Here is a 21901-nt window from a genome sequence, read left to right on the forward strand (position 1 = left end):
AGCGCCCAGGCCATAGCCATCGGCCTTGACCGCCGCGCCCGCGCTCGCGTCGCCGCTCAGCCGATCGAGCGCACGCCAATTGGAAACCAGCGCCCCGCCATCGAGCACCAGCCGCATGTTCGCCTGCGCTGAAACGGCCTCAACCAATATCGTCCTGCCCCGAGGTTTCCGGCAGCCAGATCAGCGACACCGTGAACGCCATCACAACGACCGCGATCGTGTACCACAGGCCGGAATAGGCATCGCCCGTTCGCGCCACGATATATTGCGAGATATAGGGGAGGAAGCCGCCGAAATAGCCTGTGCCGATATGATAGGGGATCGACATCGAGGTATAGCGGATCTTGGCCGGGAACAACTCGACCATGATCGCGGCGACCTGGCCATAGGTCATCGCCGACAGCGCCACCATCAGCGCGACCGAGAGGATGATCAGCCAGGGCTGGCGGGAGGCCGGATCGGACTTGTCAGGATAGCCCGCCTTTTCCAGCGCCGCGACATAGGCCTTTTCGTCATAGCCGCGCACGACCGTCCCGCCGACGCTGAGCGCCACGGCCTCGCCTTCCACCTTGGTATAGCTGATGCCGCGCTTGCTGAGGAAATTGAGCGCCTTGGCGCATTCGGTGGTCTGCGTGCGCTGAAGCGCGTTGAACGCGCATTCGGGCATGGCGAGCGTCACGGGCGAGGTCTTGGTCGCCTGCTCGAGCGCCGGATTGGCCGCCTGCGCCATCAGGTGAAACAGCGGGAACAGCAGCACCACGGTCAAGCCATAACCAATCAGCAGCAGGCGCTTGCGCCCCACCCGGTCGGACAGCCAGCCGAAGAACACATAGAGCGGCGCGGCGAGCGTGGCGCCGGCGGCCATGTACAGCAGCGCATCTTCCTCGGCCACGCGTGCGGTGCCGGTCAGGAAATAGAGCGTGCCGAACTGCGAGGTGTAATAGATCACCGTCAGGCCCGCGGCGACGCCGAACAGCGCCACCATCACCCGCTTGATGTTGCCGGGATAGCGCAGGCTATCCATGAACGGGTTCTTCGAGGTCGATCCGGCGGCCTTCATCGCCTGGAACACCGGGCTTTCGGACAGCTTCATGCGGATATAGAGCGAGATCGCGAGCAGCAGGATCGAGATCAGGAACGGCACGCGCCAGCCCCAGGCGTTGAAATCCTCAGGGGTCATCAGCTTGCGCGTCGCCAGCACGCAGATCACCGCGAGCAGGAAGCCGCCCGCGACCGAGGCCTGGATCCAGCTGGTATACTGGCCGCGCTTGCCCGGCGGGGCGTGCTCCGCGACATAGATCGCCGCGCCGCCATATTCGCCGCCCAGCGCCAGCCCCTGCAGGCAGCGCAGCACCAGCAGCAGCGCTGCGGCCCAGACGCCGGCGGTGGCAAAGGTCGGCAGCAGGCCGATCGAGGCGGTCGCCCCGCCCATCAGCGAGATGGTGACGAGGAAGGTGTACTTGCGCCCCACCTTGTCGCCGAGATAGCCGAACAGCACCGCGCCGAGCGGCCGCACGCCAAAGCCCGCGCCGAAGATCGCCAACGAGGCGAGCGTCGCCGCAGTGGGATTGTCCGACGGGAAGAAGAGCTGGCCGATCAGCGTCGCCAGAATCCCGTAGACGAAGAAATCATACCATTCGAATACCGTGCCGAGCGAGGATGCGACAATCACCAGCCGATCGCGGCTAGCGTCGAAATCCTGCCCATCTGCTGCAGCCGTTGCGGCCATCCAGCGCTCTCCCCATCCAGTCCCCAAGGCGACAGTCTATGGAGAGGAATTGCGGCGCAATCAACTGTCCAGCCCGCACGCGGACCGGACAGCGATCACATATCCGGTAGATGGATTATTCCAGCTCGAGGATGACCGCGTCGACCGCCAGGCTGTCGCCCTCGGCGGCGCTGATCGTCTTGACCGTCGCGGCCTTTTCGGCACGCAGGATGTTCTCCATCTTCATCGCCTCGACGATCGCGAGCGGCTGGCCGGGCTGCACCTTGTCGCCTTCGGCCACGTGCAGCTTCACCAGCAGGCCCGGCATCGGGCAGAGCAGGAAGCGCGACAGGTCGGGCGGCACCTTCTCGATCATGTGCCGGGCGTGCTCCGCGACATGCGCAGGCAGCACCTCGAAGCTGTGCGTCGCGCCGCGCGCGGTCAGCGCGAAGCCGGTTCGCGTGCGCTGCACCTTGACCGCCAGTTCGTCGCTCTCCTCCTCGTCGCCGAAATCGGCCACCGCGAGCCGGTCGCCGGGGGTATAGCCCATCGACAGATCGACCACGTCGCCGTCGACCACGATGGCGTCCTCGCTGACCGAGACCTCCATCGCGATATCGCCCTTGCGCACGCGCCATTCGGATGGCGGGGTCAGGCGGTTGCCGAGCTGGTCCGAGACGCGCAGCGCGCGATCCGCCTCTGCGGTCGCGATAAACGCCGCCATCGCGGCCAGACGCCGCAGCAGTTCGGGCGAAGCCGGCGCGCCATGGAAGCCGTCGGGATATTCCTCGGCGATGAAGCCGGTGGTGATGTTGCCCGAACGGAAGCGCTCGTGCTGCATCAGCGCCGAGACGAAATCGAGATTGTGCCCCGGCCCCTCGATCTCGAACCGGTCGATCGCGGTAATCTGCCGGTCGATCGCATCGAGCCGGGTTTCGCCATAGGTGATCAGCTTGGCGATCATCGGGTCGTAATGGATCGAGACCTCGCCGCCCTCTTCGACGCCATCATCGACGCGCACGCCCTTCTTCTGCTTGGGCGGGTTGTAGCGGACCAGACGACCGATCGACGGCAGAAAGCCGCGATAGGGATCTTCGGCATAGACGCGGTTTTCGACCGCCCAGCCGGTGAGCTTGATGTCGTCCTGCGTGAACGCGAGCGGCTCGCCCTGCGCGACGCGGATCATCTGCTCGACCAGATCGAGCCCGGTGACGAGTTCGGTGACGGGATGCTCGACCTGAAGCCGGGTGTTCATCTCAAGAAAGTAGAAGCTGTCGCCGGTGGTGTCCGCGCCCGACACGATCAGCTCGACCGTGCCCGCGCTGTAATAGCCCACCGCGCGCGCGAGCGCGACCGCCTGCTCGCCCATCTTCTTGCGCATCTCGGGGCTGACGAACGGCGACGGTGCTTCCTCCACGACCTTCTGGTGGCGGCGCTGGATCGAGCATTCGCGCTCGCCGAGATAGACGATATTGCCGTGCTGGTCGCCCAGCACCTGGATCTCGATATGGCGCGGCTGCTCGATGAATTTCTCGATGAAGACGCGGTCGTCGCCGAAGCTGTTCAGGCCCTCGCGCTTGGTCGCCTCGAAGCCTTCGCGCACGTCCTGCTCGCTATAGGCCAGGCGCATGCCCTTGCCGCCGCCGCCGGCCGAGGCCTTCATCATCACCGGATAGCCGATCTCGCTGGCGATGCGCACCGCGTGCTCGGTATCCTCGATCTCGCCGACATAGCCGGGGACGACATTGACGCCCGCCTGCTTGGCGAGCTTCTTCGATTCGATCTTGTCGCCCATCGCGGCGATGGCATTGGGGGGCGGGCCAATGAAGGTGATGCCGGCGGCCTTCAGCGCCTCGGCAAAGCTGGTGCGTTCGGACAGGAAGCCATAGCCCGGGTGCACCGCATCCGCGCCGGTGGCCTTGCATGCCTCGATGATCTTGTCCGCCAGCAGATAGGACTGCGCGGCGGGCGACGGGCCGATATGCACCGCCTCGTCGGCCATCTCGACATGGGGCGAGCGGGCATCGGCATCCGAATAGACAGCGACCGTCTTGATGCCCATCTTGCGGGCGGTGCGGATAACGCGGCAGGCGATCTCGCCCCGGTTGGCGATCAGGATCTTGGTGATTGGCATGCTATGTCAAATCCACTTTGCGGGTCTTGCTCGACCGGAGTTGGGAAAAGATACTGCAGCGCCTCGGGCGAGACGCTGTGATAGATGGTGGCATGGGTCAGCTGCTGATGCGGCGCATAGCACCAGGCGCGGCCTTCGCGCGGATTGGCGGCAAGCGAACTGACCAGTTGGTCGGTCGCAGCCTGCATCTCGCCGCCCTCGTCGGCGATGGTGAGATAAAGGCGATGCGGCTTGAGCATCGGTGTCTTGAGCAACCCCGCCGCGCCCTGCGCGAGCCTCGCCTTGTCCCACCACAGGCTGGGGCTGATCGCGGCATAATGATCGAACAGATCGGGCTCGGTCAGGAAGGTCTCGACGATGAACAGCCCGGCAAGCGATTCCCCCATCACGCCGCTCTCGCTACTGGTGCGATAGCGCGATGCCACCATCGGCATCAGCTCATCGCGGATGAAACTGCGAAATTCGGCGGAATGGCCTGCCGTGGGATAGCGCTTGAGCAGTTCGGCATCCCTGGTCGGCCCGGTCAGTTCGCGCCGACGGTCCTGCGTCGCGATGCCGACCACGATCACCGGCTGCGACCGCGCCCAGAGCGCCCCGAGTGCGGTGGTGCCGACAACGTGGAGGAAATCCTGATCCAGCCCGCCATCTATCAGGTACAGCACCGGATAGCTCTTGCCCGATGTCGCGTAATCCGCAGGCAGATAGACATTCACCACCCGATCCTGCGCCAGCGGCTTGGACGCCAGAACGTGCGTCTCGCCAATGCTGATCGGCACCGGCTGCGCAGCGACGGGCGCAGCGCAGGCCAAAACGATACCGATCAGGGTGGCGAGCGGGCGGATCATGCAGTCGGCGATCCGATCGCAATCACGTCATGCTGAACTTGTTTCAGCATCCATCGCGCCCCAAAAGCCGAAGCCACGTGGGGAGAAATGGACCCTGAAACAAGTTCAGGGTGACGCATAGGAACGGCAAAGCTCACTCCGCCGCCTCCAGGTGCCCGTGCGGTTGGGCGGCCATCGCCTTCATTCCCAGCTTGGAGAGCAGCGCCGAATCCTTGTCGTCGCCGGCATTGGGCGCGGTGAGCAGCTTGTCGCCGGTGAAGATGCTGTTCGCGCCCGCCATGAAGCACAAGGCCTGGCAGCTTTCGGACATGCTCTCGCGGCCCGCGCTCAGGCGCACCATCGATTGCGGCATGGTGATGCGCGCGACGGCCACCGTGCGGACGAACTCGATTTCGTCGATCTTGGCCAGCGGCGTATCGGCGAGCATGTCGCCCAGCACCGTGCCCTTGACCGGGACCAGCGCATTGATCGGCACGCTTTCCGGATGCGGCATGGTGGCGAGCGCGTGGATGAAGCCGATGCGGTCGGCGCGGGTCTCGCCCATCCCGACAATGCCGCCGCAGCACACGTTGATGCCGGCCGAACGGACATTCTGCAGCGTTTCCATCCGGTCCTCGAAGGTCCGGGTGGTGATGACATTGGCGTAGTTCTCGGGCGCGGTGTCGATATTGTGGTTGTAATAATCGAGGCCTGCATCGGCGAGCGCGCGCGCCTGCGACGGGGTCAGCATGCCCAGCGTCATGCAGGTTTCCATGCCCATTTCGCGCACGCCCTTGATCATCGCGGCGAGCTTGGGGATGTCCTTGTCCTTGGGGTTGCGCCATGCCGCGCCCATGCAGAAGCGGCCCGATCCATGGTCCTTGGCCTGCGCGGCTGCCTGAAGCACCGCCTGCACGTCCATCAGCTTGGTCGCCTTGACGCCGCTCTCGGCATCCTTGGACTGGCTGCAATATCCGCAATCCTCGGGGCAGCCGCCGGTCTTGATCGACAAGAGGGTGGAAAGCTGCACCTCGTTGCGCGGGAAATTCGCGCGATGCACGCTCTGCGCCTCGAACATGAGGTCGTTGAACGGCAGATCGAACAGCGCGGTGATTTCCTCGCGGGTCCAGTCGCATCGGGCCTGCCCGATGCGCCCCTGCGCAGGCAGGGGCCCATCTCCAGAGCGCGCCACGAACGCAGCATTGGCGGGAGAGATCAGATGATGGGCCCCTGCCTGCGCAGGGGACCGGGTTTGGAAATCATTCATTCGGCAGCTTCCTGAAGAGGTGGCATGTTATGGCCGAGCAGCCGCAACACATCGGCGGCACATTCGACGACATTCGATCCGGGGCCATAGATGCCCTGCACCCCGGCATCGCGCAGATAGTCGTAATCCTGCGGCGGAATCACCCCGCCCGCGATGACCTTGATATCGTTGCGCCCGGCTTCCTTGAGGCCACGAATGAGTTCGGGGATCAGCGTCTTGTGCCCGGCGGCGAGCGAGGAGGCACCGACGACATCGACGCCGGTCTCGAGCGCCAGCACCACGGTTTCCTCCGGCGTCTGGAACAGCGGGCCGGAGACGACATCGAAGCCCATGTCCCCGAACGCCGAGGCGATCACGTTCGCGCCGCGATCATGCCCGTCCTGGCCCATCTTGGCGACGAGCAGCTTGGGTTTGCGCCCCAGACGGCGCTCGACCGCCTTGACGCCATCGACCACCTGCGCCCAGCGGCTATCATTCTCGTACGGCGCAGCGTAGACGCCCTTGACCGGCGTCGGGCGCGTCGCATAGCGGCCGAACACATCCTCCATCGCCTGGCTGATCTCGCCCAGCGTAGCGCGCGCGCGGGCGGCCTCGACCGCGAGTTCGAGCAGATTGCCCTTGCCTTTCGCGCCTTCGCGCAGCGCATCGAGCGCGGACTGGCACGCCGCCTCGTCGCGCGCGGCCTTGACCGCGTTGATCCGCGCGATCTGGCCTTCGCGCACCCTCGCATTGTCGACCTCGAGCGTTTCGAGCAGGTCTTCATTGGCGAGGCGATATTTGTTCACGCCGACGATCACGTCATCACCGCGATCGACCCGCGCCTGGCGACCGGCGGCGGCTTCCTCGATCATCGCCTTGGGCCAGCCCGCCGCGACCGCCTTGGCCATGCCGCCTTCGCTCTCGACGCGCTCGATGATCTCCCACGCCTTGTCGACCAGCTCCTGGGTCAGGCTCTCGACATAATAGCTGCCGCCCAGCGGATCGACGACCTTGGTCATCCCGGTCTCTTCCTGGATGACGATCTGCGTGTTGCGGGCGATGCGCGCCGAGAAATCGGTGGGCAATGCGATCGCCTCGTCGAGCGCATTGGTGTGCAGCGATTGCGTGCCGCCCAGCATCGCGGCCATTGCCTCGATCGTGGTGCGGATGACGTTGTTATACGGGTCCTGCTCAGTAAGCGAGACGCCGCTGGTCTGGCAGTGGGTGCGCAGCATCTTGGAACGTTCGTCCTTCGCGCCGAGCTTCGTCATCACCCGGTGCCACAGCACGCGCGCGGCGCGCAGCTTGGCGATCTCCATGAAGAAGTTCATGCCAATGGCGAAGAAGAACGACAGCCGCCCGGCGAACTTGTCGATGTCCAGCCCCGAGGCGACGCCGTATTTCACATATTCCATGCCGTCGGCGATGGTGAAGGCGAGCTCCTGCACCTGCGTCGCACCGGCCTCCTGCATGTGATAGCCGGAGATCGAGATGCTGTTGAACTTGGGCATCTCGCGGCTGGTATAGCCGAAAATGTCCGAGATGATCCGCATCGAGGGTTCGGGCGGGTAGATATAGGTGTTGCGGACCATGAACTCCTTGAGAATGTCGTTCTGGATGGTCCCGTCGAGCAACCTGCGCTCCACGCCTTGCTCTTCGCCCGCGACGATGAAGAAGGCGAGGATCGGGATCACCGCGCCGTTCATGGTCATGCTGACCGACATCTGATCGAGCGGAATGCCGTCGAACAGAATCTTCATGTCCTCGACGGTGTCGATCGCCACGCCCGCCTTGCCGACATCGCCGGTGACGCGCGGATGGTCGCTGTCATAGCCGCGATGCGTGGCGAGGTCGAACGCGACCGAAAGCCCCTTCTGCCCGGCGGCGAGGTTGCGGCGATAGAAGGCGTTCGATTCCTCGGCGGTCGAGAAACCCGCATATTGCCGGATCGTCCAGGGCCGGCCCGCATACATGCTGGCGCGCACCCCGCGCGTGAACGGCGCAAAGCCCGGCAGGCCGGGATCGACCGATACATCGTCCGCCGTATAGAGCGGCTTGACGGCGATGCCCTCGGGCGTGTGCCAGGTCAGGTCCTTGCCCTTGACCTCCTTGTCGGCCAGCGCCTGCCAGTCTGCGTATGCGGGTGTATCGGTCATTCTCTTGCTTCCCGTGTGTTGGATCAGCTGCCGGTAAAGTTCGGCTTGCGCTTCTGCAGGAAGGCGATGGCGCCTTCGCGTGCATCGTTAGTATCGCCCGCCAGCCGCTGACCTTCGGCCTCGCGTGCGAGCGCGGTGTGGAAATCGCATTCGAGCGCCTCGACCAGGTTCTTGCGCATGATGCCCAAGGCGACCGTCGGCATCGCGGCGAGCCGCTTCGCCAGCGCCATCGCCTCGTCCATCAGGCTGTCATGCTCGACCACCTTGTAGACCATGCCCCAGTCATGCGCCTTGGCGGCGGGGATCTTCTCGCCGAGCATCATCATCTCGGTCGCGCGCGCCTTGCCGATCAGCCGGGTGAGCATCCAGCTCGCGCCGCCATCGGGCACCAGGCCGATATTGACGAACGCCTGGAGGAAATAGGCCTTTTCGCTCGCGACAACGAAATCGGGCGCCAGGCCGATCGAGCAGCCGACGCCCGCGGCGGGTCCGTTGACCGCGCTGATCGTCGGGATGTGCAGCCGGTGCAGCTTGAGCAGCATCGGGTTGTAATGCTGGGTCAGCGCCTTGTAGCTGCCCTGCCCGCCCGAGATCGAGCTGTCACGCCCGCCGGAAAGATCCGCGCCTGAACAGAAACCCTTGCCCTCGCCGGTAATCACCAGCGCGCGCGCATCGCCCAGCCGGTCGAGCGCATCGTTAATCTCGTCCGCCATATTCAGCGAGCAGGCATTGAGCCGCTCGGGCACGTTGAGCGTGATCGTGGCAATCTGGTCGGCAATATCGAGCTTTATGGTTTCGTAGGTCATCCTGAACTCTCCCTTCTCGTTACCCCTCTCCCTTGATGGGAGAGGGCTGCGAAGACTTGGCGCTGAAAGCGCCTAGTCGAAGCTGGGTGAGGGTGAAAATGCGCAAGGCCTGCTCTGCCTCACCCTCATCCAACTGCGCCTAGCCAGCAAGCTGGCAAGGCTCCGTATCCTTCTCCCATCAAGGGAGAAGGTCTAGTGCTTCGGCGTCTCCATGATCTCGGTCAGCACCCCGCCCATGTCCCTGGGGTGCACGAAGAAGATCAGCGTCCCATGCGCGCCGATCCGCGGCTCGCCCAGCACGCGCTTGCCCAGGTCTTCGAACTCCGCCTTGGCCACGTGGATATCGGGCACCTCATAGCAGACATGATGCTGTCCGCCGCTCGGGTTCTTCTCGAGAAACGAGGCGATCGAGGCATTGCCCGGCAGCGGCTCGATCAGTTCGATCTGCGTGCCGTTCATCGCGCCATCCGCGCCCGGCGTATCGACAAAGCACACCTTCACCCCCTGTTCGGGCAGGTCGAAGGGTTCGTGGATCTTGGTCGCGCCCATGACATCGCGGTAGAACACGATGGCATCCGCGATCGAGGGCGTCGCGACGCCGATATGGTTGAGACGGCCTAGTTTCATTGCTTCGCTCCAATTCCGTCATGCTGAACGTGTTTCAGCATCCATTTCTCGTCTCGTGCCCAGCTTGATCCGGCGCAATGGACCCTGAAACAAGTTCAGGGTGACGTCGAAAACCCAAGTCGACCGCTATCACAGCGGAATATTGTCATGCTTCTTCCACGGGTTCTCCAGCGCCTTGTTGCGCAGCTTGCGCAGCCCCAGCGCGATCCTCCGCCGCGTCGAATGCGGCATGATGACCTCGTCGATAAAGCCCTTGCTGGCTGCCACGAACGGATTGGCGAAGCGCGCTTCATATTCCTTGGTGCGCTCGGCGATTTCCTCGGGCGTCTTGCCCCGGAAGATGATCTCGACTGCGCCTTTTGCACCCATCACCGCGATTTCGGCGGTGGGCCAGGCGTAGTTGAGATCGCCGCGCAGATGCTTGGATGCCATCACGTCATAGGCGCCGCCATAGGCCTTGCGGGTGATGACGGTGATCTTGGGCACGGTCGCCTCGGCATAGGCGAAGAGCAGCTTCGCGCCGTGCTTGATGATGCCGCTGTGTTCCTGCGCCACGCCAGGCAGGAAGCCGGGCACGTCGACAAAGGTGATGATCGGAATGTCGAAGCAGTCGCAGAAGCGCACGAAGCGCGCGGCTTTCTTGGACGAGTTGATGTCGAGGCACCCCGCCAGCACCATCGGCTGGTTGGCGACCACGCCCACGGTGCGGCCCTCGATACGGCCGAAGCCGGTGATGATATTGCCCGCATGGGTCGGCTGGATCTCGAAGAACTCGCCCTCGTCGAGCGTCTTGCGGATCAGCTCGTGCATGTCATAGGGCATGTTCGGGTTGGCGGGGATCAGCGTGTCGAGGCTGTTCTCGATCCGGTCCCAGGGGTCGGCGGTCGGCCGTTCGGGCAAGGCCTCGCGGTTCGACAGCGGCAGGTAATCGATCAGGTCGCGCGCGGCCAGCAAGGCCTCGATGTCGTTGTCGAACGCGACATCGGCCACGCCCGACTTGGCGGTGTGCGTCACCGCACCGCCCAGCTCTTCCTGGGTCACCACCTCGTTGGTCACCGTTTTGACCACATCGGGGCCGGTGACGAACATGTAGCTCGAATCCTTCACCATGAAGATGAAGTCGGTCATCGCAGGGCTGTAGACCGCTCCGCCCGCGCACGGCCCCATGATGACGGAAAGCTGCGGCACCACGCCCGATGCCAGCACGTTGCGCTGGAACACCTCGGCATAGCCGCCCAGGGAGGCCACGCCCTCCTGGATGCGCGCGCCGCCAGAATCGTTGAGGCCGATCACCGGCGCTCCGACCTTCATCGCCATGTCCATGATCTTGCAGATCTTCTGCGCGTGCCGCTCGGACAATGAGCCACCGAACACGGTGAAATCCTGGCTGAACACGAAGACAAGGCGACCGTTGACCGTGCCCGATCCGGTGACGACGCCGTCGCCGGGGATGACGGTGTCCTGCATGCCGAAATCGACGCAGTTATGTTCGACATACATGTCATATTCTTCGAAGCTGCCCGGATCGAGCAGCACGTCGATGCGCTCGCGCGCGGTCAGCTTGCCCTTGGCGTGCTGGGCCTCGATCCGCTTGGTGCCGCCGCCCAAATGCGCCTTCTCGCGCCGGGCTGCCAGTTCTTCCAATATGGCCTGCATCGCATCCTCTTGTGCTGAAATCGGGAGGCTTCTTTTCCAGCCTTTGCCCCCACAAGCAAATGTTAAATAGCGAACTTGCAAAGCCCGACTTTGCAAACTAGTCCGCAAGGGCCATGTCACGCCGCAAACGCCTTTATGCGGGCCAGCGCGTCCGCGCCGTCCGCCGCCATTCGGGTCTCAACCAGGCCGCGATGGCCGAGGCGCTGGGCATTTCGACCAGCTATTTGAGCCAGATCGAGAATGACGAGCGACCGATCACGCCGCAGGTGCTGACCCAGCTGTCGCGGCATTTCGCTTTCGAGATCGAGGACGCGCCCGAAGGCGCGCCCTCGCTCAACTGGCAGAGCCTGCTCGACGATCCGGTGCTGGCCGGGGTCGATGTCGATCCGGTGCGCTTCGCCCGCCTGCGCGACAGCCATCCGGAAATCGCGCACATCATCACCAACCTGTACCAGGGCTATCGCCAGGCGCAGGAGCGATCGGCGATGCTCGACGACAGCCTGGCGGCGACGGGGCAGCACAATGCGCGCCTGCCCTGGGAAGAGGTGCGCGACTGGTTTCACGAGGCGGGCAACTATATCGACCAGCTCGACCGCAATGCCGAGCAGATTGCCGGAGAACTGGGTGAGGACCTCACCCCCGACGGCCTGATCGCACGGCTGCAGCGCGACCATGGCATCACGGTCAAGCCGCTGCGCGCCGCCGATCCCAATGCCCCGCTCAGCCAATATGATGCGATAAGCCGGACGCTCTATCTGGCCGAGGGGATCGCGCCGGAATCGCGCTATTTCATGCTCGCACACCGGCTGATGGCGCACGAGATGCGCTTTGCCATCGCGATCCTCGCCGCCAATGCGAAGCTGAGGAGCGAACAGGCGCAGAAGCTGGTCTCGGTGGGGCTCGCCAATTATGCCGCCGGCGCGCTCGTCATGCCCTATGCGCGCTTTCGCGAGGCGGCGATGGCGTGCCGTCACGATATCGACCAGCTGACCCATCGTTTCGGGGTGAGCTTCGAACAGGCCTGCCACCGTCTCTCGACGCTGCAGCGGCCCGGCGCGCGCGGGCTTCCGGTCTTCTTCTGCCGGGTCGACATGGCGGGCAACATCACCAAGCGGCACAGCGCGACGCGGTTGCAGTTCGCACGCTTCGGCGGCGCATGCCCCTTGTGGGTGGTGCATGAAGCTGCGGCGATCCCCGACCGCATCCTGGTGCAGATGGCCGAGACGCCCGATGGCCTGCGCTATGTCTCGATGGCCAAGGGGCTGGTCAAGCCGTCGGGCAGCTATGGCCGCAAGCCGCGTCGCTATGCCGTGGCACTGGGCTGCGAAGTCGAGCATGCGCGGCATTTCATCTATGCCGACGGGCTCGATACCGCGGCCGCCGGAGCCGTGACTCCGATCGGCATCAGCTGCCGCACCTGCCCGCGCGACAATTGCGACCAGCGCGCCTTTCCGCCGACCGATCGTCCGCTGGTGATCGATCCCGACCGGCGCGGCATGGTGCCGTACCGGATCGGGTAACGATCAGCGCGGGCGCGCTTACTTCATCAGCACCAGCTCTTCGGCCATGCTCGGATGCAGCGCGACGGTATCGTCGAACGCCTGCTTGGTCAGCCCCGCCTTGACCGCGATGGCAGCAGCCTGAAGGATCTCAGGCGAGTCCGGGCCGATCATGTGCAGCCCCAGGATCTTGCCCGACGGTTCCTCGGTGATCATCTTGTACAGGCCACGCTCGGCCCGGTGCGCGAAGACGTTGCGCATCGGGCGGAAATCGGCCGAATAGACGCGGATATTGCCATAGCGGTTGCGCGCCTCCCCCTCGGTCAGGCCGACCGAGGCGATCGGCGGCTGCGAGAAGACGGCGGTGGGGATGCAATTGTAATCCACGGTCTTCGGCGTGCCACCGAACACGGTGTCGGCGAACGCCTGGCCCTCGCGGATCGCCACCGGGGTGAGTTGCACCCGGTTGGTGACGTCGCCCACCGCATAGATGCTGTCGCACGCGGTCTTGCTGTATTCGTCGACCGGGATCGCGCCCTGATCGTCGGTGGTGATGCCGACATGCTCGAGCCCCAGACCCTCGACATTGGGGACACGGCCCGTCGCCATCATCACGATATCGGTGTTGATCGGATCATGCCCCTTGAGGAACACGTCGAGCGTGCCGTCCTCGCGCTTCTCGATCTTCTCGAACGGGGCCTTGAACTTGAACTCGATACCCTTGGTCATCGAGATCTGCAGCAGCCGGTCGCGCAGCGATTCATCATAGCCGCGCAGGATCGTATCGCCACGGTTGACCACCGTCACGCGCGTGCCCAGCCCATTGAGGATGCCGGCAAATTCGTTGGCGATATAGCCACCGCCCGCGATCGCCGCACGGCGCGGCAGTTCCTCGAGATGAAACATCTCGTTCGAGGTCAGGCAATGTTCGGAACCGGGGAATTCGGGCACATAGGGGCGCGCGCCGACCGCGATCAGGATGTATTTCGCGCTGATTTCCTGCCCGCTCGCCAGCTTCACCCGGTGCGGCGCGATGATCGTCGCGCGTTCCTCGATGATCGTGACATTATGGTTGTTGAGCGTCGACTTGTACGCCGCGTTCAGCCGGTCGACATCGCCGAGAACGCGGTCGCGCAGCACCTGCCAGCTGAACTTCGTCCCCTCGATCTCCCAGCCGTAATTCTGCGCGTCTTCGAGGTCCTCCGCAAAATGCGATCCGAACACGAGCAGCTTCTTGGGCACGCAGCCGCGGATGACGCAGGTGCCGCCGACACGATATTCCTCGGCGACCGCGACCTTGGCGCCATAGGACGAGGCGATGCGCGAGGCGCGCACCCCGCCCGAACCTGCCCCGATGACGAACAGGTCGTAATCATAATCACTCATGCGAAAAACTCCTGGGAACCTTGTGTATCGGCCCCTTACAGCCCTGCCGCCTCGATCAGTGCAGCGGTGGAAGGGTCGAAATCGCCGGACTGGCGGTTGCCCATGGATTTGGCGATTTCCTTGCCCAGTTCAACACCGAACTGGTCAAAAGGATTGATCCCCAGCAGCATCGCATTGGCAAAGGTGCGGTGCTCGTAGAACGCGATCAGCGCACCCAGGCTCTGCGGATCGACATTGTCGAGCAGGATCGTCATCGACGGCCGGTCGCCGGGATAGCTGCGCTGCGGATCGTCGCTTGCCTTGCCCTGCATCAGCGCCGCGCCTTGCGCGAAACAGTTGGTGAGCAGCGCGCGGTGATGCGCCTCGTCGAACTCGTGCGCGCTGAGGCGCGAGGCGATGAACTCGACCGGCACCAGATGCGTGCCCTGGTGCAGCAGCTGGAACACCGCGTGCTGCGCATCGGTGCCGACCCCGCCCCAGGTGATCGGCGCGCTCGCCCGGCCGAGCGGCGATCCGTCGCGGTGCACGCCCTTGCCGTTGCTCTCCATCTCGAGCTGCTGGAGATAATCGGGCAGCAGCCGCAGCCGCTCGTCATAGGCGAAGACGGCGCGGGTCTGGCAGGCGCGGACCTGCGCGTAGTAAAGGTCCACGAAAGCCGCAAGCACCGGCATGTTGGCGGCGAGCGGTGCGGTGGCGAAATGCCGGTCCATCGCGAGCGCCCCGGCGCGGAACTCGGCAAAGCCGTGATTGCCCAGCGCCATCGCGACAGGAAAGCCGATGCTCGACCAGACCGAATAGCGCCCGCCCACTGTCTCGGAAAAGGGCAGGATGCGGGTCTCGTCGATACCGAACTCCATCGCCTTTTCGGGCGCGGCGGTCAGCGCGACGAGTTGACCATAGGGATCTTCCACTCCGCCACCGCGCAGCCAGTCGATCGCGCTTTCCGCATTCATCAGCGTTTCGGTGGTGGTGAAGGTCTTCGAGGCAATCGCCACGAGGGTCTTGGCGGGATCGAACCCGTCGACGGCTTCGGACAGCGCCTCGCCGTCGACATTGGCGACGACAGCGACATCATAGCGGTCGCTGTCGCGGCACAAGGCATCGATGATGAGCTTGGGTCCCAGCGCCGAACCGCCGATGCCGATATGCAGCACGTGCTTGATCTCGCCGAACACGCCCTGATCGATCGCATCGACCAGCGCCGCCATGCGCTCGTGCAGCCGCTGCGCATTCTCGACCGAATCCTCGGCGCCCATGCCGCGCTCGGCCGGGTGCTCGGCGGCGCGATCCTCGCTGGTGTTGATCTTGGCGCCGGCGAGCAACTGGTCGCGCATGCCCGCCAGATGCATCGCTGCGGCCAGCTCCTCGAACTTGCCGATCAGCGCGGCATCGAGATGCGTCTTGGAAAAATCGAACAGGATGTCGGTACCTGCCAGCGGGATGCGGTGTGACAGGCTCGCGACGCGCGAGGAATCATTGGCAAACAGCGTGGCCAAGGTCGGGCGCGGCAATTCTGCAATCGATTGCCAAATGGCTTCGGCTTGGACGGACATCGTGTACCTTTCAGGCTGGGGGCGCTGGGGCGGGGTTTAGCGGGCCGATCCCGGCTTGGCGAGAGGCTTTGCCCGCTCTCGATGGGACTTGACGCCGCATTGCGCGGTCATCAAAGGGGAAAAATGACCGAAACCGCCGCCACATCGCCCAAGCCCAAGTCGGAAACGGCGGACTTTCTGCAATTCCTGGTCAAGCTCGCGATCTTCTTCTTCATCCTGCGCAGCTTCATCGTCTCGCCGTTCAATATCCCGTCGGAATCGATGCAGCCGCGGCTGGTGGTGGGCGATTATCTGCTCGTATCAAAATGGTCCTATGGCTATTCGCGTTACAGCCTGCCCTTCAACCTGCCGCTGATCCCCGGCCGGATCTTCGCGAGCCAGCCCGAGCGCGGCGATGTCGTGGTGTTCAAGGCTCCACCGGGCGCGAGTGCCGACTATATCAAGCGCGTGATCGGCCTGCCCGGCGATACCATCCAGATGCGCGATGGCGTGGTCTGGCTCAATGGCAAGCCGATCGAGAAGAAGCGCATCTCTGACTTCGTCATTCCGGTCTCGCCCAACACGCGCTGCTATGACCGCAGCTTCGAGGTCGAGACGCCCGATGGCAGCCTGACGTGCAGCTATCCGCGCTTCGAGGAAACGCTGCCCAACGGCAAGCGCTACAACGTGCTCGACCTGATCGACGCGCCGCGCGACACCACCGAGGCGATCATCGTGCCCGAAGGCCATATGTTCCTGATGGGCGACAATCGCGACAACAGCCTCGACAGCCGCTTTCCCGCGGTCGAAGGCCAGGGCATCGGCATCGTGCCGCAGAAATATCTGGTCGGGCGTGCGCTTGTGACGGTGTTCTCCACCGATGGTTCGGCCAGCTGGTTCTTGCCCTGGACCTGGTTCTCCGCCGCACGCTGGGACCGTATCGGGGAAGGCTTTTGACCGCTGAGCCCGACCTGTCGGCGCTGCTGCCCATCATCGATCACCAGCCGCGCCAGCCTGCGCTGTTCGTCCAGGCGCTGACCCATGGCAGCACCGGCATCACCCCCGATTATCAGCGGCTCGAGTTTCTGGGCGATCGAGTGCTCGGCATGGTCGTCGCCGATCTGCTCTACACGCGCTTTCCCAAGGCGGCCGAGGGCCAGATGTCGGCCTTTCTCAACCGGCTGGTGTCGCGCGAGAGCTGCGCGCAGGTCGCCCGCGCCTGCCGGCTCGGCCCGCTGATCCGGCTGGGCAAGCAGGCGCGCGACGATGGCGGCGCGGGCAGCACCAACATCCTGGGCGATGTGGTCGAGGCGCTGATCGGTGCGCTCTATATCGATGGCGGGCTTGACGTCGCGCGCGGCTTTGTCGAACGGCACTGGGCCGAAAGGATCGGCGCGATCAGCGAAGCCCCGCGCCACCCCAAGTCCGAGCTGCAGGAATGGGCGGCGGCACGCAACCGCAAGACCCCGGTCTACACGCTGTTGCGCAAATCGGGACCGGACCATGACCTGCGCTTCACCGTGCAGGTCGAGATCAAGGGGCTGGGCATCGCCGAGGCGACCGGCACCAGCAAGCAGGAGGCCGAGACGCTGGCCGCAAAACAGTTTCTCGCGGAGCATGGACGATGAGCGAAGATACCAACCCCACTCGCTGCGGCCTTGTGGCCGTGCTCGGCGCGCCCAATGCGGGCAAGTCCACCCTGGTCAACCAGCTGGTCGGGCAGAAGGTCGCGATCACCAGCCCCAAGGCGCAGACCACGCGCACCCGGCTGCTCGGCATCGCGCTGGCGGGGCCGGCGCAGATCATGCTGGTCGACACGCCGGGCATTTTCGATCCCGATCGCCGCTTCGACCGCGCGATGGTCAACGCCGCCTGGGAAGGATCGGACGGCGCGGACGTGATCGCGCTCGTGGTCGATGCCAAGGCCAAGCGCTCCGACCGGCTCGAACGGCTGGTCGAACAGGTCGCCATGCGCCCCGAACGCAAGATCCTGGTGCTCAACAAGGTCGATATCGCCGCCAAGGACAAGCTGCTCGTCCAGGCGCAGCATCTGCACGCGGCGGGCGGGTTTGACGAGGTGTTTTTCATCAGCGCGCTGACTGGCGATGGGGTGGAGGAGCTCAAGGCCTGGCTCGCCGCCGCGATGCCCGAAGGCCAGTGGCACTTCCCCGAGGATCAGGTCTCCGACGCCAGCGAGCGCTTGCTCGCCACCGAGATCACGCGTGAGCAGCTGTTCAACCAGCTCCATGCCGAGCTGCCTTATGCGAGCGCGGTGGTTCCGGAGAAATATGTTACCCGCAAGGATGGCTCGATCGAGATCCACCAGCAGATTCTCGTAGCGCGCGACACCCAGCGTGCGATCGTCCTCGGCAAGGGCGGCGCGCGGATCAGGGAAATCGGCGAGAAGGCGCGCGCCGAGCTGTCGCGCGTGCTCGGCGTCAACGTCCATCTGTTCCTGCACGTCAAGGTCCAGGAAGGCTGGGACGAGGACCGCGAGATCTACGAGACGATCGGCCTTGGCTGGGTGAAGTAACCCAAGGCTATACGCCCGCGTCCGCACTCCCTATCTGGGATGGCACCATGACTCGCGTCCGCGTTCTCCTGTTCAATTCGGCGGTCGGCCCGTTCGATTACAGCGTGCCATCGGGCATGGACCTGCCCGTGGGCAGCGTGGTGCAGGTGCCGCTGGGCCCACGCCGGATCGACGGGATCGTCTGGGATGCAGGCGCGTTCGGCGCGGAGGAGATCGAGGCGAGCCGGTTGCGTCCGGTGCTGGCGCGCTACGACATGCCGCCGCTGTCTGAACCCCTGCGCCGCCTGATCGAATGGACCGCAGACTATTATCTCGCCAGCCCGGCGGCGGTGGCGCGCATGGCGCTGCCCAGCGGGTCGCTGCTCGGGCCGGGACGCTCGATCACCGAATATCGGCTGACCGGCGAGCCCCCTGCCCGCATGACGCCGCAGCGTCAGCAGGTCTATGACAGGCTGGGTGGCGAGCAGGCGACGGTGCGCGAACTGGCCGCGCTGGCGGAAGTGTCCGAAGGCGTGATCCGCTCGCTGGTGACGTCGGGGGCGTTCGAGGCAGTGGACGTGCCGACCGACCGCCCCTGGCCGCGCGCCGATCCCGAGCATATCACGCCTGCGCTCAACGACGAGCAGCGCGAGGCCGCCGACCGGCTTGCCCAGGCTGTGCGCGATGCCGAGCCCATGCCCTTCCTGCTCGATGGCGTCACCGGATCGGGCAAGACCGAGGTCTATTTCGAAGCGGTGGCCGAAGCGCTGCGCCAGGGCCGGCAGACGCTGCTGCTGCTGCCCGAGATCGCGCTGACCCAGCCGTTTCTCACCCGCATCGAAGCGCGCTTCGGCGCGGCGCCAGTGCCCTGGCATTCGGGTCTCAAGCAGACCGAGCGCCGCCGCGCGTGGAATGCGATCATCTCGGGCGAGGCGAAGATCGTCGTCGGCGCACGTTCCGCGCTGTTTCTGCCCTATGCGAATCTCGGCGTGATCATCGTCGACGAGGCGCACGAGACCAGCTTCAAGCAGGAAGACGGTGTGCGCTACAATGCGCGCGACGTTGCGGTGATGCGCGGGCGGTTCGAGGGCTGCCCCGTGGTGCTGTCGAGCGCCACGCCCGCGCTCGAGAGCCGGGTCATGGCCGAGGCGGGACGCTATGAGCCGCTCACCCTGACGCACCGCTATGGCGGCGCGCAGCTGCCGCGCATCGGCCTGATCGACCTGACGCAGGACCCACCGCCGCGCGGACAATGGATCGCTCCGCCGCTGCTCGAGGCGATGCAGGAGCGGCTCGCGCGGGGCGAACAGTCGCTGCTGTTCCTCAACCGGCGCGGCTATGCGCCGCTGACGCTGTGCCGTCATTGCGGGCACCGCTTCAAATGCCCCAATTGCAGCGCGTGGATGGTCGATCACCGGCTGTCCGGACGGCTCGCCTGCCATCATTGCGGCCATGCAGAGCCCTCGCCCAGCGCGTGCCCCGAATGCGGCGAGACCGATTGCCTCGTCGCCTGCGGGCCCGGGGTCGAGCGGATCGCCGACGAGGTCGCGGCGCTGATGCCGCAGGCGCGCCGCGCGATCGTGACCTCGGACACCATCTGGTCGCCCGAAAAGGCCGCAGAGTTCGTCGCGCAGGTCGAGGCACGGGCGATCGATGTGATCATCGGCACCCAGCTGGTCACCAAAGGCTATCACTTTCCCGACCTGACATTGGTCGGCGTGATCGATGCCGATATCGGGCTCGAAGGCGGGGACCTGCGCGCGGGCGAGCGCACCTTCCAGCAGATCGCGCAGGTCGCCGGCCGCGCCGGCCGCGCCGCCAAGCCGGGTGAGGTGTTCATCCAGACACGCCATCCCGATGCACCGGTGATCGACGCGCTGGTCCAGGGCGACCGCGAGGCCTTCTACGCCGCCGAGACCCAGGCGCGGCGCGACGCCAACGTTCCGCCCTTCGGCAGGCTCGCGGCCATCATCATCTCGTCCGAGGATCATGCCGAGGCGCACGAGGCGGCGCGCCAGGCCGGCGCGGTCGCACCCGAGCTCGACGGCTTTGCCGTCTATGGCCCCGCCCCTGCCCCCTTGTCGCTGCTGCGCGGTCGGTACCGCTTCCGGCTGCTCGTCCATGCCCGGCGCAATGTCGAAATGCAGCGGATCATTCGCGAATGGCTGCAACCGATGCGCTGGGCTCCAGGCGTTCGCGTCGCGGTGGACGTCGATCCCTATAGCTTTGTCTGACGGCAGCGCTATGAGGTTCTCCTCATGAACCCGATGCGCCTTATCGCCCTGCTGATCGCCGCATGTGCGGCGCTCGTCGCCGTACCGCTCGCCGCCGATCCCGCCGATATCCAGGCCGCCAGCCGCTCGGTCGTGCGCGTGGTGCTGGTGGCGGAAGAGGATGGCGAGACCTTCTATGTCGGCCATGGCAGCGGCTTTGCCGTCGCCCCCGACAAGATCATCACCAATGCCCATCTGGTCGCGCCGCTGCGCGAGGATGCCAGCATCCGCATCGGCATCATCCCGTCGGAAGGGACCACCACCTATGGCGGGCGTCTGGTCGCGATATCGGCGCGCAACGACCTCGCCATGATCCAGCTGGAGCGCGGACGGCTTCCGAGCCTGGCGCTGCTGCAGACGCCGCTCGACGATGGCGCGTCGGTCATGGCAATCGGTTACCCTGCGGCGGTCGACCGCGCGCAGGGGCTCGACGCACGCGAGACGGTCGCGCCCATGGCCCCGGTCAAGACGCCGGGCGTCATCTCGGGTGGAAGAACGACGCGCGATTTCGACACGATCCTGCACACCGCCGCGCTCGCCAAGGGCAATAGCGGCGGCCCGCTGGTCGATCCGTGCGGCCGCGTGGTAGGGGTGAACAGCTTCGGCTCGCTATCCGACGGCAACGATGCCGAATATGGCTTTGCCGTGTCGAACCGCGAGCTGCTGGGCTTCTTGCGCTCGGCCAAGGTCGACTATCAGCTCGCCGATTCGCCTTGCCGCTCGGTGGCCGAGCTCTCCGCCGAAGAGCGCGCTCGCTCGGCCGAGGCGGCCGAAGCCGCGCGCGAAAAGGCGCTGAGCGAAAAGGCCGAGCGCCGCGATCTGGAGGAACGCGCGCTCCGCGATGCCGAGCACGCCGTGATCAGCGCGCGCGAGAACCATATCGCCTTTGCCGCGCTGATGCTGGTGCTGGCAGGGCTCGCGGGCGGCGCGACCTGGGTGCTGCACGATCGCGGCGACATGGAGCGGCGCAAGATCGCCGCTGGCGCCACGGGCGCGCTCGCGCTCACCGCCGTGCTGATCTTCGTGCTGCGTCCGGGCTTCAACCAGGCCGAGGACATTGCCCTTGCCATGGTCAAGAAGGAACTGGGCGACAAGGACGAAGGCGCCGGCAGCCGTGATGGCACCTATATGTGCCGCATCGTGCCCGAGCGCAGCAAGATCACCAGTTCCAGCCCCGATCCGGTCGAGATCGGCTGGACCGGCACCGGCTGCGTCAACGATCGCACGCAATATGGCCAGGATATCGACGGCTGGACCCGCGTGTTCGTGCGCAACGAGGATCAGCTGGTCGCGATCAACCAGTTCAACCCCGACACGCGCGAGTTTCGCACCGAGAATTTCCAGCTCGGACTCGATGCGATGAACAACGCCCGCAAGATCCGCGCGCGCTACAAGGACAAGAGCTGCACCGCCGAACCCGACCGCATGGCCGAGCTCGAGGACATGCAGAAGGCCCTGCGCCAGGCGCTGCCGGCGCAACCCAACGAGGTGCTGACCTATAGCTGCACGCTCAAGCCCGCTGCCAAGTCCAAGGACTAGGGC

General features: G+C 65.2%; 16 protein-coding genes and 1 pseudogene. 6 read left to right on the forward strand and 11 right to left on the reverse strand.

The features are described 5' to 3' along the window. The 9 genes and pseudogenes from DM995_RS03850 to DM995_RS03890 form a co-directional block, all read right to left on the reverse strand. Positions 1-117, reverse strand: a pseudogene (locus DM995_RS03850) (alanine racemase); the annotation flags it as partial. 22 nt (positions 118-139) lie between these two features. Continuing rightward, the gene (locus DM995_RS03855; RefSeq protein ID WP_116968553.1) at positions 140-1729 is read right to left on the reverse strand and encodes an MFS transporter; all 1590 of its coding nucleotides are present in this window, start codon (positions 1727-1729) and stop codon (positions 140-142) included. Between the two features lie 115 nt (positions 1730-1844). Next, complete coding sequence (locus DM995_RS03860; protein WP_116968554.1) at positions 1845-3842, reverse strand: acetyl-CoA carboxylase biotin carboxylase subunit; 1998 nt, start codon at positions 3840-3842, stop codon at positions 1845-1847. Continuing rightward, positions 3821-4687, reverse strand: coding sequence for an alpha/beta hydrolase (locus tag DM995_RS03865; protein WP_116968555.1), 867 nt, complete (start codon positions 4685-4687; stop codon positions 3821-3823). The genes DM995_RS03860 and DM995_RS03865 overlap by 22 nt, the downstream gene beginning before the upstream one ends. Before the next feature lie 133 nt (positions 4688-4820). Further along, positions 4821-5933 carry a biotin synthase BioB gene (gene bioB / locus DM995_RS03870; protein WP_232824026.1) on the reverse strand — a complete coding sequence of 371 codons (1113 nt, stop codon included), beginning with the start codon at positions 5931-5933 and terminating at the stop codon, positions 4821-4823. Next, positions 5930-8068, reverse strand: a complete 2139-nt coding sequence (gene scpA, locus DM995_RS03875) for a methylmalonyl-CoA mutase (protein WP_116968556.1) — start codon at positions 8066-8068, stop codon at positions 5930-5932. The genes bioB and scpA overlap by 4 nt, the downstream gene beginning before the upstream one ends. Positions 8069-8091: 23 nt before the next feature. Next, positions 8092-8874, reverse strand: a complete 783-nt coding sequence (locus DM995_RS03880) for an enoyl-CoA hydratase-related protein (RefSeq protein ID WP_023838987.1) — start codon at positions 8872-8874, stop codon at positions 8092-8094. A gap of 192 nt (positions 8875-9066) precedes the next feature. Further along, positions 9067-9501 carry a methylmalonyl-CoA epimerase gene (gene mce, locus DM995_RS03885; RefSeq protein WP_116968557.1) on the reverse strand — a complete coding sequence of 145 codons (435 nt, stop codon included), beginning with the start codon at positions 9499-9501 and terminating at the stop codon, positions 9067-9069. A 129-nt stretch (positions 9502-9630) separates the two neighbouring features. Continuing rightward, positions 9631-11157, reverse strand: coding sequence for an acyl-CoA carboxylase subunit beta (locus DM995_RS03890; RefSeq protein WP_116968558.1), 1527 nt, complete (start codon positions 11155-11157; stop codon positions 9631-9633). Positions 11158-11270: 113 nt separating this feature from the next. Here DM995_RS03890 and DM995_RS03895 point away from each other — a divergent pair, with 113 nt between their 5' ends. Next, complete coding sequence (locus tag DM995_RS03895; RefSeq protein WP_116968559.1) at positions 11271-12677, forward strand: helix-turn-helix domain-containing protein; 1407 nt, start codon at positions 11271-11273, stop codon at positions 12675-12677. A gap of 18 nt (positions 12678-12695) precedes the next feature. On the opposite strand, the gene gor is transcribed toward DM995_RS03895, so the two are convergent. Both gor and pgi read right to left on the reverse strand, forming a co-directional pair. After that, positions 12696-14042 carry a glutathione-disulfide reductase gene (gor, locus tag DM995_RS03900; protein ID WP_116968560.1) on the reverse strand — a complete coding sequence of 449 codons (1347 nt, stop codon included), beginning with the start codon at positions 14040-14042 and terminating at the stop codon, positions 12696-12698. Positions 14043-14077: 35 nt separating this feature from the next. Next, positions 14078-15595, reverse strand: a complete 1518-nt coding sequence (gene pgi / locus DM995_RS03905) for a glucose-6-phosphate isomerase (protein ID WP_116968561.1) — start codon at positions 15593-15595, stop codon at positions 14078-14080. Positions 15596-15718: 123 nt separating this feature from the next. Here pgi and lepB point away from each other — a divergent pair, with 123 nt between their 5' ends. From lepB to DM995_RS03930, 5 genes are read left to right on the forward strand one after another with little or no spacing between them, the layout of a single operon-like run. After that, a complete protein-coding gene (gene lepB / locus DM995_RS03910; RefSeq protein ID WP_116968562.1) occupies positions 15719-16531 on the forward strand; it encodes a signal peptidase I in 813 nt (270 codons plus the stop codon). Continuing rightward, complete coding sequence (gene rnc / locus DM995_RS03915; RefSeq protein ID WP_116968563.1) at positions 16528-17202, forward strand: ribonuclease III; 675 nt, start codon at positions 16528-16530, stop codon at positions 17200-17202. The genes lepB and rnc overlap by 4 nt, the downstream gene beginning before the upstream one ends. Next, on the forward strand, positions 17199-18107 hold the full coding sequence (gene era / locus DM995_RS03920) for a GTPase Era (protein WP_116968564.1): 909 nt from the start codon (positions 17199-17201) through the stop codon (positions 18105-18107). The genes rnc and era overlap by 4 nt, the downstream gene beginning before the upstream one ends. Before the next feature lie 47 nt (positions 18108-18154). Then, positions 18155-20320, forward strand: coding sequence for a primosomal protein N' (locus DM995_RS03925; protein ID WP_116968565.1), 2166 nt, complete (start codon positions 18155-18157; stop codon positions 20318-20320). 33 nt (positions 20321-20353) lie between these two features. Further along, on the forward strand, positions 20354-21898 hold the full coding sequence (locus tag DM995_RS03930) for a S1C family serine protease (protein WP_232824028.1): 1545 nt from the start codon (positions 20354-20356) through the stop codon (positions 21896-21898). Positions 21899-21901: the final 3 nt, after the last annotated feature.

It is taken from the genome of Blastomonas sp. UPD001 (genome assembly GCF_003426715.1).
In the GTDB taxonomy this organism is placed as follows: Bacteria; Pseudomonadota; Alphaproteobacteria; order Sphingomonadales; family Sphingomonadaceae; genus Blastomonas.

Coding starts and splice junctions, on each gene's coding strand:
- DM995_RS03860 (WP_116968554.1), bottom strand. CDS start 3,842: ATGCCAATCACCAAGATCCTGATCGCCAACCGGGGCGAGATCGCCTGC.
- DM995_RS03895 (WP_116968559.1), top strand. CDS start 11,271: ATGTCACGCCGCAAACGCCTTTATGCGGGCCAGCGCGTCCGCGCCGTC.
- DM995_RS03855 (WP_116968553.1), bottom strand. CDS start 1,729: ATGGCCGCAACGGCTGCAGCAGATGGGCAGGATTTCGACGCTAGCCGC.
- pgi (WP_116968561.1), bottom strand. CDS start 15,595: ATGTCCGTCCAAGCCGAAGCCATTTGGCAATCGATTGCAGAATTGCCG.
- DM995_RS03890 (WP_116968558.1), bottom strand. CDS start 11,157: ATGCAGGCCATATTGGAAGAACTGGCAGCCCGGCGCGAGAAGGCGCAT.
- bioB (WP_232824026.1), bottom strand. CDS start 5,933: ATGAATGATTTCCAAACCCGGTCCCCTGCGCAGGCAGGGGCCCATCAT.
- DM995_RS03925 (WP_116968565.1), top strand. CDS start 18,155: ATGACTCGCGTCCGCGTTCTCCTGTTCAATTCGGCGGTCGGCCCGTTC.
- DM995_RS03880 (WP_023838987.1), bottom strand. CDS start 8,874: ATGACCTACGAAACCATAAAGCTCGATATTGCCGACCAGATTGCCACG.
- lepB (WP_116968562.1), top strand. CDS start 15,719: ATGACCGAAACCGCCGCCACATCGCCCAAGCCCAAGTCGGAAACGGCG.
- DM995_RS03930 (WP_232824028.1), top strand. CDS start 20,354: ATGCGCCTTATCGCCCTGCTGATCGCCGCATGTGCGGCGCTCGTCGCC.
- scpA (WP_116968556.1), bottom strand. CDS start 8,068: ATGACCGATACACCCGCATACGCAGACTGGCAGGCGCTGGCCGACAAG.
- gor (WP_116968560.1), bottom strand. CDS start 14,042: ATGAGTGATTATGATTACGACCTGTTCGTCATCGGGGCAGGTTCGGGC.
- mce (WP_116968557.1), bottom strand. CDS start 9,501: ATGAAACTAGGCCGTCTCAACCATATCGGCGTCGCGACGCCCTCGATC.
- DM995_RS03865 (WP_116968555.1), bottom strand. CDS start 4,687: ATGATCCGCCCGCTCGCCACCCTGATCGGTATCGTTTTGGCCTGCGCT.
- era (WP_116968564.1), top strand. CDS start 17,199: ATGAGCGAAGATACCAACCCCACTCGCTGCGGCCTTGTGGCCGTGCTC.